This is a genomic window from Wandonia haliotis (assembly GCF_039523435.1).
In the GTDB taxonomy this organism is placed as follows: domain Bacteria; phylum Bacteroidota; class Bacteroidia; order Flavobacteriales_D; family Crocinitomicaceae; genus Wandonia; species Wandonia haliotis.
Genome location: NZ_BAAAFH010000006.1, coordinates 17,452 through 31,060 on the forward strand (window position 1 = coordinate 17,452; position 13,609 = coordinate 31,060).

Consider the following 13,609-nt stretch of genomic DNA (forward strand, 5'->3'; position numbering starts at 1 on the left):
ATTCAGTTATCCATACATTTGCATGGTAATGAACAAAATTGGCATGAAAAATGTATTAACAGGTTTGTTCAAAAAAACTACGTATGAAAAAAATTTACGCACTGTTTTTAGCTGTCTTTGTGCTAAACACTTTATCTGCTCAACGCGTTTTTACGGAGTATGAAACCGATTCCAAATGGTTTATCGGACTAAATGCCGGGGCAATCTGGCACACATCTGATGTGAAAAACAAAACCCAATTGGGTTGGGGTTTTATGGTCGGTCGATCTTTCAATTATAACTACGGAACTCCCGTCAGTTTTGATGTCCGGTTGCGCTACCTTCGTGGATTCTGGATTGGTCAGGACAACGAGCTGTCGATGGTATCTCCAAATGATGCTTCGCTAAGTGGTTCTACCTATCCGCAGGTAAATTACTACAAGCCTGACACAGCTACTATTGTGCGTAATTTCCAAACCGACCAGCACAGAATAGCACTCGAACTGGCTATTCACGCGAATCGTCTGCGCGAACGTACAGGACTTGATCTCTACCTTTTTGGAGGAATCGGACTGAACTGGTGGCAAACCTATTCCAATGTACTGAATAACACCGATTCCACAGCCTATATGTATGACTATACATCGTTGAATGGTGATTATTCAAATACTGTTATCAATAATCTTCAGGATGCAACGTATGACACACCACTTGACGGAAGTACCAAGACAGGATATAACGTTTCCTGGATGCCCAGTGTAGGATTGGGAATCGGGTATCAGGTCGGACCTCGATTTCAGGTTGGTGTAGAGCATAAAACTACATTTACCAGAACGGATCTGTGGGACGGAAAGAATTATGACAATTCAGGAAACCCCAGCGGATCAAATGATATTTATCACTACACCGGAATTTATCTCAAGTTTAACCTGAGAAAAGGAAAGAAAAAACTCCCCGAAGAAGAAAATGAACAAACGACAGAAACACCAGTAGATAATCTGACGCCAACTACGCCCGGCGGAAATTGCCTGACACCAACTGTAGCTATCACAGATCCGGCACGGACAAACTACTCCGTACAGAATCAATCCTTTCTTTTCAGAGCAACAGTAACCCACATAGAAGGTGCTCATCAGGTAGCTTTTAAAATCAACGGTCAGTACAACACGAACTTTACGTATGATCCGGCAACAGATCGTTTTCAGAGTAATGTAGTGCTTTCACCTGGTCAGAATATCCTGGAAGTGCTTGCTACCAACGCATGCGGGAGTGCGGAAGATAATAGAATTCTTATTCTTGAAACTCCGCAGATAACACCTCCTATTGTTAGTTATCAAAACCCTCCGCAAAGTCCGTACGAAACAGAACTTACTGTTTTCCCTCTTGCTGCTCAGGTTTTGAATGTGGATACCAAAAACCAGATAACGCTTTCTCTGAACGGCACCACTATCAGTACATTTACGTTCAACCCTACATCAAAAGCTGTAACAGCTCAACTGTCTCTTGTTGAAGGAAACAATAGCGTTGTTCTGACAGGAACCAATCAGGCAGGAACAGACAGTAAGCAAACAATTATCATCCGGAAACGGCCTCGTTTGAGACAACCTCCGGTAGTTAACTTCATCAATCCTGCCAGTTCACCCATTACTGTTGACCAACAAAGAGCTTCTATACTGGCAACCGTTCTTTATGTCGAACAGAAAGCCAATATTTCCGTACTGGTTAACGGCAGATCGTTAGGGCAACACCAATTTGAGTACAACACTGCCAATAATATGGTTTCGTTTACTACAGAGCTGATTGAAGGAGCTAACATTATTCAGATAAAGGGGAGTAACGAAGCAGGAACTGCTGAAAAATCAACAACTATTATATACAGAAAAGCTGTTGTTGAGTATCCTCCGATCGTAACTTTCCTCGATCCGTTCGAAAACCCGAAAACGGTTACTATTTCGAATTACGGAGTCCGGGCACGCGTACAAAATGTAACCAGTCAGCAACAAATCAGCGTTTGGGTAAACAGTATTCCCACAACGAATTTTACTTACAGTAATTCATCCCAGGAAGTCTTTCTTCAAACAGGACTGGTAAATGGAGCCAATACCGTTACTGTTCGGGGAACCAATTCGGCCGGAATCGATGAAAAGTCAACAACTATCATCTATCGCCAGTATAACCCGGTTAAACCACCTGTTGTGGACATCACATTCCCCGTTGGAAACCCTGCTGAAACAAGCGCACCTACAGCACAGGTACAGGCTACCGTGTTAAATGCAAATTCTCAACAAGAAATTTCAGTCTTTGTCAACGCGACACAACTGACTTCTTTCTTCTATGACGGAAATACACATCAGGTAAGTTTTAACGCTCCCCTGAATATAGGTTCCAACCTTGTAAAAGTTGTGGCGTCTACTACTTCCGGATATGCTGAAGACGTACAAACGATTGTCTACAAACGTATTATCCAACAACAACCGCCTGTGGTTACTTTCGTCAACCCGGCTTCTTCACCACAGACAGTTACACAACAAGCATACAATATGCAGGCAACCGTTCTGAACGTTGCTAATAAAGGACAAATTCGCATCCGTCATAATGGAGTTATCATTACTCCTGATCTGTACACATTTACAAGTATATCCAAACAAGTATTCTTCACCACCAACCTGGTTCCCGGAAACAATATATTTGAAGTAACAGGGACCAATGAAGCGGGAAGCGATACTGAAACAGCGACCGTTATTTACAAACGGGAAGTAACTCCGTGTAATAAACCGGTGATCACAATGAATCAACCGCAGCAGAATAGTACGAGTGAGAATCAATCGGTACGTTTTGCCGCACAAGTGACAGGAGTTTCCTCCGTTAATGATATCACGGTTCTCTTAAACGGACTACCGCAAAACAATCTAAATTTTGCTGCTACAACCGGGCAACTGACAGGAACCTTCACACTAACCGAAGGGATGAACAACATTGAAATACTGGCAACAAACCGATGTGGTTCTTCCAGAATTTCCACTAGTATAAAATACACACCAGTTCAGGAACCTTGTTTTGTTCCCGAGGCAAGTAGGGTAAATCCGGTAAATACCACTGCACAGATTCAGGAAGGACAAATCAGCATAACAGCCTCTCTCCTGAATATTACGGAAAGCGGACAGATCTCACTAAACATCAACGGACAGGAAAGTCAGGCGTTCATCTATGACCCTGCACGTCACCTTGTAACTGCAACGGTATCTTTATCAGAAGGAAACAATACGATACGTGTTATTGCAGAAAACAAATGTGGTGCAGCCAGTGTATTCTGGAACATCGAGTATGTACGCTGTACACCACCGGTTTGGAATTTAACCAGCAATATCCCGGCAGGAAATGTTACCAGCTCTCCGACGTTTAACATTAGTGGAAATGTAGAAAACATAAGTTCTCCCCGACAAATTGTTGTTAATCACAATGGTACTCCGGTTAATTTCAACCTGAATACACTGACGGAGGTTTTCAGCTCTACAATTACACTTGCGGAAGGAAATAATACCATTCAGGTCACCGCAACAAACGAGTGTGGCAAGGATGTTGAAACATACCAGGTTATTTATAAGAAACCTGTTACGGTACTCCCTCCTTCCGTTGACATCACAATTCCGGAAGAAAATCCACATCACACAACAACCCCGTCAATGACAGTTGTTGCTACGGTTGAAAATGTAAGCAACTCTTCACAAATAACTGTCACTGTCAACGGTGCTCCACGTAATTTTGCTTATAACGCTTCTCTGAATCGGGTAAGTTTCTCACAAAACTGGGTGGAAGGTGCTAATGTCATCGTGGTAAATGCTACAAATACGGCAGGAAGTAGTTCCGATACGAAAACAGTTGTCTATTCGGAGCCGGTTATTATACAACCCCCCGTTATCACATTTACTAATCCGGTGGCTACTCCACATATTATTACCGGAACACAATACACTGTTACCGGTTACATAACGAATATCTCGTCATTGAATCAGGTACAATGTTATGTCAATAATGTGGATTTCGCTCAATACAATCCTTCTTTGTCCGGTGGGCAGCTCAACTTTACGCTTCCATTGACTTTTGACAATACACATCCTGTATATGAAGTGCGTTTTGTAGCAAGTAATGAAGCGGGCACAGATCAGTCCTCCCGAATCATTCGTCAGAAAAGAGAGGATAACACCGGAAACTGTATGCCGCAAACAGGAGCTGTGTTCGCAGCAAATCATGTATCTGTACAAGTGTCCAGCACAAAAGAGCTTTCTAATGTAGTTTTAAAGTTCCATGACAATACCACACAAAAATTTGATAACCTTTCCGGAAATACGGGAACATTTGCAGGAACCGGAACACAGGAAGGGAAATGTATTATCGGAGTTTGGATTAAGTCCGGATGTAACTCCAGCAATGACGGACCGGGTTACGGAACATGGACGCCCAATACAACGTTCAATGGACAGTGTAGTACAGACAAACCATGCGGACCACGATTCAACCCGGGTAATTCTGCCTGGCAATTTTGCCTGATAACTCCTTCGGGGACATTTACCCGCGATGATTTACAGTCCAATCCTAACTTCTCCTACCAGGGTCCGGCAAGCAGTGCTTATTTCTTGCCGATTGCAGGTGGAGCAGATGCAACCGTTAATGGTGCGCCTTACCCCATTCAAAGTGGACGATATTATTTGTTCACAGGAAATCTGATTGTACAGGTAAGCAGTAATCACCCGGGATCAATGGGACATTGGCAAATCTGTATCGAATCCACCACGGCTCCGCGCAGCGGGAATGGAAACAACAGACCGCAAAGCCCTTGTGAAACAGCTGGGAATACAAATGGGAATGAAAATGGAAACAGCAACGGTTCGGGTCAATCAAACAGTTCATCCATTGAAAATGATTGTCTTCCAAAAGTAAATGCGACTTTCCGTAATGCACACCAAACCGTAACAGTTTCAAGTGATAAAAGTATTTCTAACGTTGTTCTTAAATTTTCGGATGAAACAACGCAGAAATTCGACAACCTATCCGGAAGAATCCGAACCCTTTCCGGAACAGGAGAAAATTCAGGAAAGTGTATCAAAGGTGTTTGGATTAAATCCGGATGTAACTCCAGTACAGATGGTCCGGAATACGGAGAATGGGTTCCCAATAGTCAGTTTGACGGGAATTGTGCTTCGGATTCACAACAGGAAGAAAGTTCTGGAACGGACGACACACCAACCTCAACCACTCCGGGTGTAATTCGAAAGCCTTCGGGAACAACCATTACACGTCCCCAAACGACCTCTCCCACTACAGCACCTCAAAGAGATAGTGGAGGGAATTCTTCGGGAACACGATCATCCGGAAGCAGATCATCAACAACGATCATCAAACCAAGACCTTAAATAAAAATGGCGGAAGTAGTACTTCCGCCATTTCTTTATACGTAACGTATATTCTCGTTTATTTCTTCTTTTTCTTTGCTGCCTCTACATACTTTTCAATCGCCATTGTCATTGAAGGAGACTCGGGTTGAGGAGCATGAACATCCAAACGCAGATTATGCTTTAGAACCGCACTTGCCGTAGTCGGTCCAAATGCTGCTATCCTCGTTTCGTTTTGCTTAAAGTCAGGGAAATTTTTAAACAAAGACTCAATTCCCGAAGGACTAAAGAAAACCAACATATCATACTTCACATCATCCAAATCTGACAAGTCAGAAGCAACCGTCCGGTACAAAACAGCACGGGTGTACTTCACCCCCTGCTCATCCAGTGTATCCGGAATACGTTCCCGCAAAATGTCCGAACACGGAAGTAAATATTTCTCCTCCTTGTGTTTTTTGAAAAGATCGATCAAATCGTTGATCGTCTGTTTTCCAAAAAAGATCTTTCTCTTTCGGTAAGTAACGTACTTCTGAAGATAGTAAGCTACTGCTTCGGAAATACAAAAATACTTCATAGAATCAGGAACAGTAAACCGGGTTTCTTCAGCAATTCTGAAGTAATGGTCAACGGCTGTCTTACTCGTTAAAATAACAGCAGTAAAATCCGCGAGGTTGACACGTTGTTGTCTGAATTCCTGCGCTCCGACACCTTCCACATGGATAAAAGGTCTGAAATCAATTTTCAGCTTGTACTTTTCAGCCAGGTCAAAATACGGTGATTTGTCACCCTCTGGTTTGGGCTGAGAAACCAAAATCGTTTTGATACTCAATTTTCCCTAGTTTTAATGGTTCAACATATTCAAAATCCGATCTGCCATAAACGCATCAAAAAACACATTCAATGGCAGAATTTCGAGGGTGCAAATGTACAAAATAATATAATACAACGGAATACCTTGCTGTAAACCAAAAAATATTGCCCGGATATTTATAAACAAAATAAACAGTGCGTTACACACAAAAAACGCCCATCCGGCTGGCACAATCAGGGAGCTGTTCAAGTGTCCCACTACAACAATCGGCAAAAGCAACAACCCTAGTAGCTGTGGTAGCAAAACAAGGTTAAATCCATTCTCCCGAATGACACTTTTTTTGCCGGTCACAAAACCTACCAATACAAGGGGAATCATAAAGAACAATTGAACGGCTACCGGCCACAACAGATGAACAAAAAAGGGTATATTAATACCCCCAAAAAACAAAAGGCTCCCCATAGAGGTAACCAACCAAAAGTTAATGAGTAACAGAAAGTCCGAAAAATGAACGGCTCCGTAATTCTCCCGGATAACCTGATTAATTGAATTATTTCTGATCAGAATACGAAACAGGGCAGAGAAAATCTCCGGACGGACAAATTTTGCAACAGAGATAAGAATCAAAGCAAAGAAAATGCCGTAATTAATGATTGCCTGTGTGCCCTCATTCCTCTTCACCGCCTCAAAAAGAGGCCACATATCATGGTCGTATGTCAGTATATCAAACATGTATTAGCAAAGGTAGTATAATCCTGATTATATCAGGTGCATCTTCTGCTCCCTGATATGCCCTTTTAATAACCAGGCATTTTTGTACCCGGAATTCCTTTCTTCCTTCCTATTGTAAGAAGTATCAATGAAAAATTTATATTAGTTTTGTCGTGGAATTTCAAAATTCAAGCAATGAAAACTGATTTATATACGCATCCGGATTATTACAACATGGATGATTTGTTGACAGAAGAACACAAAATGATCCGTGACGCTGCTCGTGCATGGGTGAAAAAAGAAGTTTCTCCTATTATAGATGAGCATTATGAAAAAGCGACTTTCCCTACTCATTTATTGAAGGGTCTTGGTGAGATTGGTGCGTTTGGACCATACATCCCGGAAGAATACGGAGGTCCGGGTCTTGATCAGATTTCTTACGGATTGATCATGCAGGAACTGGAACGTTGTGACTCAGGTCTGAGATCTACAGCTTCGGTTCAAAGTTCTCTTGTGATGTACCCAATCTGGAAATACGGAACGGAAGAACAAAAGAAAAAATATTTGCCTAAACTGGCAAGCGGAGAAATGATGGGGTGTTTCGGGTTAACAGAACCTGACCATGGTTCTAACCCGGCAGGAATGATTACCAACTTTAAGGATATGGGAGATCATTACCTGTTGAACGGAGCCAAAATGTGGATTTCGAATGCTCCTTTCGCTGATATCGCTGTTGTATGGGCGAAAAATGAAGAAGGACGAATTTGGGGAATGGTTGTTGAACGCGGTATGGAAGGATTCTCAACTCCGGAAATGCACGGAAAACTATCACTTCGCGCTTCATCTACAGGAGAGTTGATCTTTGAAAACGTTAAAGTACCAAAGGAAAATCTTCTTCCGGGAAGAAGCGGACTAGGTGCTCCGTTGAGTTGTCTTGATTCGGCTCGATTCGGTATTGCGTGGGGAGCTTTGGGAGCAGCTATGGATTGTTACGATCAGGCTCTTCGTTACTCAAAGGAAAGAACACAGTTCAATGTTCCTATCGGAGCCTTCCAGTTAATTCAAAAGAAGTTAGCTGAAATGATTACAGAAATTACAAAAGCTCAATTATTGACATTGCGCCTGGGACAATTGAGAAACGAAGGCAAAGCAACTTCGGCTCAGATCTCAATGGCAAAAAGAAACAATGTTGAGATCGCATTAAATATTGCCCGTGAGGCTCGTCAGATCCACGGTGGAATGGGAATAACTTCCGAGTATTCTATGATGCGTCACATGGCGAACCTTGAGTCAGTAGTGACCTACGAGGGAACACATGACATTCACCTGTTAATTACAGGTATGGACGTAACAGGAATCCCATCATTCACCCGGGAGATGCCTGATTTGAATTAATTTTAATTTTCAAAAAGGCTCCTTCAACGGAGCCTTTTTTATTCATTGACAGTATGAAAAAAATATTCCATTTATCAACGTGTACCACTTGTCAAAGAATTCTAAATGAGTGGTCTGTTCCCGAATCAGTGACATTGCAGGATATCAAAAGTGATCTGTATTCGGAAGAAGAATTGGATAAAATGAAAGAGTTAGCGGGATCGTATGAAGCTATTTTCTCGAAACGGGCTATGAAATACAAAGAGTGGAACGTTAAAGATAAAGTGAAAACGGATGATGATTACCGGGAATTTCTTCTGAAGGATTATACATTCCTGAAACGTCCTGCTTTGGTTTATGAAGATACTATTTTTGCCGGGAACAGTAAAAAAACGGTAGAGGCTGCAGGTAATTTTCTGGCATCGCTTTAGTACATGAAAACAATTGAGAACTTATGGGCTCACCTCGCCCTATTGACGGTGAACCTCATCTATGGTGCTAATTATGTGTTGGCTAAAGATATTATGCCCGACTACATATTACCCAATGGTTTAATTCTTATCCGTGTAGCCGGAGCAACCTTGTTGTTATGGATCGTACGTCTATTTATCTGGGAAAAGGTAAATCGAAAAGATCTTATTCTGATTGCTTTTTGTGCTCTCTTCGGTGTTTCACTGAATCAGCTGTTCTTTTTTAACGGATTAAACCTCACCTCGCCTATTAACTCTTCCATCATCATGACTTCCAATCCGATAATGGTCGTCATTCTTGCTTTTTTCCTGTTAAAAGAGCGTATACAGCCCCTCAAAATAACCGGAGTGATTGTCGGAACATTCGGAGCGGTATGGCTTATCCTTCTCGGAAATCCGCATGGCTCGGGAACCTCTTCTATTCTGGGGGATATCTATATTTTCATTAATTCCCTGACCTATGCGCTGTATCTTGTGCTTGTAAAACCATTAATGTCCAAATACAAACCCATTACGGTTATTACACTGGTGTTTACTTTCGGACTGGGATATATCATGCTTTATCCTCCTGTATGGACAGAATTACGTCTTGTTGACTTTTCTGCAATTCCGGCTTTTATTTATTGGGAAATCGCTTTTGTAATCGTTGCGGTAACTTTTTTGGCTTATCTGCTCAATATTTTTGCCTTAAAGATTGTCTCCCCTTCTATAGCCAGTAGTTATATTTATCTTCAACCCGTATTTGCAGGAGTATTTGCCTGGCTCTTTATGAGTTGGTTAAAAGCCGATTATGTGCAGGATATTACACTGGAAAAAGTATTTTGTTCACTGCTAATCGCATTAGGTGTCTATCTGATCTCTGTCAGCTCTAAAAAACAGAAAAGACTGGAGCAACAAATCAAATCATAGAAAAAATCCGTAAATTTCAGTTCATGAGAGTACAGTTGATTTCTGGAATTTTTCTGATCCTATTTTCCTGTTCTTCCGAATCGACTGATACGCGTCAAGAAGAAGTAATGGAAACAAAAAATATCGACTGGCAGGGACACAGAGGCGCACGCGGATTGATGCCTGAAAATACCGTCGCCGGATTCCTAAAAGCTCTTGAGTTTCCTGTAACTACACTTGAGCTGGATGTTGTTATTTCTAAAGACGGAAAAGTGATCGTCTCTCATGAACCCTGGTTCTCATCCGAAATCTGTTCCGTTGATAATGGCGACTCTATTCGAATTTATGACTTAACTGCTGATGAAATTGCTACAATTGATTGCGGAAGTAAAATCCATCAACGATTTCCTCAACAACAAAAACTGTTTACCAGTAAGCCCGTTTTAGAAGAAGTCGTTCATGCTGTTGCCAGTTATTGTGAAGAGAACAACCGGCCTCCTCCCAACTTCAATATTGAACTGAAATCAATGCCCGAGTGGTACACAATTTTTGTTCCGGAACCTCCTATATTCACAGCTATCGTTTTATCAGAAATAGATCGTCTTGAAATCTCAGAAAGAACAACAATACAAAGCTTTGACCCTGATATTCTGAACGAAGTTTTTAAAACTAAACCACTAGTTAAAACGGCTTTTTTAGTTGAAAATTTGAAAGACAAAAGGAACTTGTTTCCAGTGCTTTCCCAACAGCCAGACATTTACAGCCCACACTACTCGCTACTGAATAAACAGGAAGTAAAGGAAATGCACAAAAAAGGAATGAAAGTAATTCCCTGGACAGTTAATGATCTGCCAACCATGCGCGCTCTGATTACTATGCATGTAGACGGCATTATTACAGACTATCCGAACCTCATCACAAAAGTTGTACACCCATGACTTCGGACTTCATCCATTTCTTTCAATTACTGGACACCCTCTCTGAACTCAATGAAGCTGAAAAGAAGATAATGAAAACTCTTTTTAGCTTTCGTTATGTTCCCAAAAAGACAATTCTGACACAAGCAGGAGAAACTGCCCATGAACTCTACTTTATCAATAAAGGTTTATTGCGATTATACTATCGTAAAGACGGTGAAGAAATCACGGCATACATCTTTCGGGAGCATTTATTCGCTTCCAGTTATGATAGTTTCCTCAAACAAGAACCCGGTATTCAATACCTCGAAACACTGGAAGATTGCCAGCTATTAGTAATCAACTACCGGCAAATGCAGGAACTCTATCAAACGGTTCCCAAAATGCACATCATTACCCGAAAAATTGCAGAGCAACGCTTTATCAATGCACAACAAATACTGTCTTCCTTTCTCCTCGACTCTCCGGAAGAACGATATGCAAAATTCGAACAATCGAATAAAGATCTTCTGCATCGGATTCCACATCACATTATCGCCTCGTATTTAGGAATAACACCTGTTTCGATGAGTCGAATCCGCAAAAGGAGAATAGAACAGCAGCGAAAATGATCCGAACCCTTAACAATTGTTAATGGAGGAATGTCAAACGCGTCCTAACTTTGTAAAAAATAAACAAGTCATGGACAAACAAATTCATACTGAAATTATTATCAACGCTCCTCTGCAAAAGGTCTGGCAAATTATTATACAACTTGAAGATTATAAAAACTGGAATCCCATACTGATAGAATGTCGCGGAATTGCCAAAACCGGACAACGGTTGAAAAACGTTATGAGAACCGAAGGGAGTAAAACAATGTCGTTCAACCCCATAGTCACAAAAGTGGAAGAAGACCAGTATTTCGAATGGTTGGGTTCGTTGCTGGTTAAAGGAATATTTGATGGTCGTCACTCCTTCCGTCTCACCGAAATTAGTCCTGAACAGGTACGATTAGTACATCGGGAAGAATTCTCAGGAATTGCCAGTGGTTTTATTCTAAAAAAGATTAAAGAACAAACAACCTCGAATTTCATTCTATGGAATCAGGCGCTTAAAGCACATGCAGAAGAGAAGAATACTGAAAGGTAGTCGAAAATACCTTTCTATTCCTCATCCCAATCGTCCCATCCTTCCCAGAAGTCGCTGAGATCCCGACGATCTTTTTTAGTAGGTTTACCTGTACCATAATCACGATAGATTTTCTGGGACTCCTGATAGAGCTTATATTTCTCCAACTCTTCAGGGGTTGTTTCTTCAGAAAGATATTCAGGAACCAGTTTTGCTCCCACCCGCTTATCCAGTAAAGCCAGAATCTTGTATTCAAACAAAGCTCCGTTTCGCGAAAAAGAAAGTTTGTCTCCCACTTTTACTTCCCGCGATGGCTTTATATCCTCTCCGTTTAAACGGATTTTTCCTTTTTTCACCTGTTCCGTCGCCTGAGATCGTGTTTTTGTCAGACGCACACACCATACATATTTATCTATCCTTACTGCCACGTTGACAAAGTTAGCAGGTTTCCCAGATCTTTATCCCACACCGGAAACTTTCTTCATAAGAATGATTCCAAACAGCGGAATATCCCTAAATTTGTACGCAAATGGAAGTTACAAGAGAAAAAGTTCTGGAAATCCTTTCCAACGTAATAGAACCGGATTTAAAGAAAGACATTGTCACGCTTAATCTGGTAGAAGAATTAGAGATTGAAAACCGTACCATTAAGACGAAGGTAAAAGTCTCCAATCCTGCACTTCATGCAAGAAACCGGATGAAAGAAGCCGTAAAATTTGCATTGACTAAAGTGCTTGGTGATGATCTGCAGCTTGACATCCACGTAGTCGGACTGGCCAAAGATGAACAACATATTGTTCCGCGAAAAATACTGCCTGAGGTAAAACACATCATTGCAGTAGCTTCCGGAAAAGGAGGTGTGGGAAAATCAACGGTCACTTCTAACCTGGCAGCAGGTCTTGTTAAAGCAGGTTATAAGGTTGGTGTTGTTGACGCGGATATTTATGGTCCTTCTATGCCGACCATGTTTGATGTAGTCGGAGAGCGTCCAACAATGATTGATGTGGAAGGAACACCAAAAATAAGCCCGGTAATGGCGTATGGTGTTCAAATTCTTTCCATTGGATTCTTCACAGATCCGGACAATGCTGTTGTATGGAGAGGACCTATGGCTTCCAAAGCTCTGACACAATTGTTTACTGATGCTTATTGGGGAAAACTGGATTATCTTCTGATTGATTTACCTCCCGGAACAGGTGATATTCACCTGAGTTTAGTACAAACCGTCCCTCTTGATGGTGCAGTAATTGTCAGTACTCCTCAGGAAGTGGCATTGGCAGATGCCCGACGGGGTGTAAATATGTTTCAGTTAGAAACAATTAAAGTTCCTGTGGTTGGAATCGTTGAAAACATGGCCTGGTTTACACCAGAGGAGCTTCCTGAGAACAAATATTATATCTTTGGCAGAGACGGAGCTAAAAATCTTGCAGCAAGTATGAATGTTCCATTTTTAGGGCATTTACCTTTGGTCCAGGGAATACGTGAAGCCGGAGATCTCGGAAGACCTGCCGCTTTTCAGGAAAATAGTCCGATTACAGAACCACTTGAAGAATTAGTTCGTAACTTTGTAGCTCAGGTGGAAACGGTTGTAAATAAATAACATGACACTTAATAAAACAGATATAGAAAAAAAGGTTCAGGCAGCGATTGAGCAGCTTCGACCTCATCTTCATAGTGATGGAGGTGATATGGAGTTGGTTGAAATAACTGATGATGGTATAGTACGAGTCCAGTTATTAGGCGCCTGCTCTGATTGCAATATGAGCGTCATGACCTTAAAAGCAGGCTTAGAAGAAGCCGTTAAAAAAGCTGTGCCCGAAATCGTTTCTGTTGAAGCAGTGAACTTCTAGTAACAGATCCTTTTCATATTTATTTGACTAGTCCTAAATAACCGATACAGGTTTTAGACTAAAATAAACAATAATTATATCCCAGCAAACACATGTTTGCTGGGAT

Annotated in this window: 12 protein-coding genes; 9 read left to right on the forward strand and 3 right to left on the reverse strand. The window is 41.5% G+C overall.

Going from position 1 to position 13,609, the window contains the following annotated elements; translation table 11 throughout:
- Positions 1 to 83: 83 nt before the first annotated feature.
- Positions 84 to 5,390, forward strand: a complete 5,307-nt coding sequence (locus ABDZ97_RS06095; protein ID WP_343785696.1) for a hypothetical protein — start codon at positions 84 to 86, stop codon at positions 5,388 to 5,390.
- Positions 5,391 to 5,448: 58 nt separating this feature from the next.
- Here ABDZ97_RS06095 and ABDZ97_RS06100 read toward each other — a convergent pair whose 3' ends face one another.
- Both ABDZ97_RS06100 and ABDZ97_RS06105 read right to left on the reverse strand, forming a co-directional pair.
- A complete protein-coding gene (locus ABDZ97_RS06100) occupies positions 5,449 to 6,201 on the reverse strand; it encodes a uroporphyrinogen-III synthase (protein ID WP_343785697.1) in 753 nt (250 codons plus the stop codon).
- Positions 6,202 to 6,213: 12 nt separating this feature from the next.
- The gene (locus ABDZ97_RS06105; RefSeq protein WP_343785698.1) at positions 6,214 to 6,915 is read right to left on the reverse strand and encodes a DUF4271 domain-containing protein; all 702 of its coding nucleotides are present in this window, start codon (positions 6,913 to 6,915) and stop codon (positions 6,214 to 6,216) included.
- A gap of 174 nt (positions 6,916 to 7,089) precedes the next feature.
- On the opposite strand from ABDZ97_RS06105, the gene ABDZ97_RS06110 reads away from it, so the two are divergent.
- The 6 genes from ABDZ97_RS06110 to ABDZ97_RS06135 all read left to right on the forward strand — a co-directional run bounded on the left by ABDZ97_RS06110 (position 7,090) and on the right by ABDZ97_RS06135 (position 11,674).
- A complete protein-coding gene (locus tag ABDZ97_RS06110; RefSeq protein ID WP_343785699.1) occupies positions 7,090 to 8,289 on the forward strand; it encodes an acyl-CoA dehydrogenase family protein in 1,200 nt (399 codons plus the stop codon).
- Positions 8,290 to 8,342: 53 nt separating this feature from the next.
- Positions 8,343 to 8,699, forward strand: a complete 357-nt coding sequence (locus tag ABDZ97_RS06115; protein WP_343785700.1) for an arsenate reductase family protein — start codon at positions 8,343 to 8,345, stop codon at positions 8,697 to 8,699.
- Between the two features lie 3 nt (positions 8,700 to 8,702).
- Positions 8,703 to 9,647 carry a DMT family transporter gene (locus tag ABDZ97_RS06120; RefSeq protein WP_343785701.1) on the forward strand — a complete coding sequence of 315 codons (945 nt, stop codon included), beginning with the start codon at positions 8,703 to 8,705 and terminating at the stop codon, positions 9,645 to 9,647.
- Positions 9,648 to 9,670: 23 nt separating this feature from the next.
- Entirely contained in the window at positions 9,671 to 10,564 is an 894-nt protein-coding gene (locus ABDZ97_RS06125) for a glycerophosphodiester phosphodiesterase family protein (RefSeq protein WP_343785702.1), read from the forward strand.
- Complete coding sequence (locus tag ABDZ97_RS06130) at positions 10,561 to 11,154, forward strand: Crp/Fnr family transcriptional regulator (RefSeq protein WP_343785703.1); 594 nt, start codon at positions 10,561 to 10,563, stop codon at positions 11,152 to 11,154. Before ABDZ97_RS06125 ends, ABDZ97_RS06130 begins: the two co-directional genes overlap by 4 nt.
- A gap of 70 nt (positions 11,155 to 11,224) precedes the next feature.
- Entirely contained in the window at positions 11,225 to 11,674 is a 450-nt protein-coding gene (locus tag ABDZ97_RS06135; protein WP_343785704.1) for an SRPBCC family protein, read from the forward strand.
- Positions 11,675 to 11,688: 14 nt separating this feature from the next.
- On the opposite strand, the gene ABDZ97_RS06140 is transcribed toward ABDZ97_RS06135, so the two are convergent.
- Entirely contained in the window at positions 11,689 to 12,081 is a 393-nt protein-coding gene (locus ABDZ97_RS06140; RefSeq protein WP_343785706.1) for an RNA-binding S4 domain-containing protein, read from the reverse strand.
- Positions 12,082 to 12,182: 101 nt separating this feature from the next.
- On the opposite strand from ABDZ97_RS06140, the gene ABDZ97_RS06145 reads away from it, so the two are divergent.
- Both ABDZ97_RS06145 and ABDZ97_RS06150 read left to right on the forward strand, forming a co-directional pair.
- On the forward strand, positions 12,183 to 13,253 hold the full coding sequence (locus tag ABDZ97_RS06145; protein WP_343785707.1) for an Mrp/NBP35 family ATP-binding protein: 1,071 nt from the start codon (positions 12,183 to 12,185) through the stop codon (positions 13,251 to 13,253).
- Position 13,254: 1 nt separating this feature from the next.
- Positions 13,255 to 13,503, forward strand: coding sequence for a NifU family protein (locus ABDZ97_RS06150; protein WP_343785708.1), 249 nt, complete (start codon positions 13,255 to 13,257; stop codon positions 13,501 to 13,503).
- Positions 13,504 to 13,609: the final 106 nt, after the last annotated feature.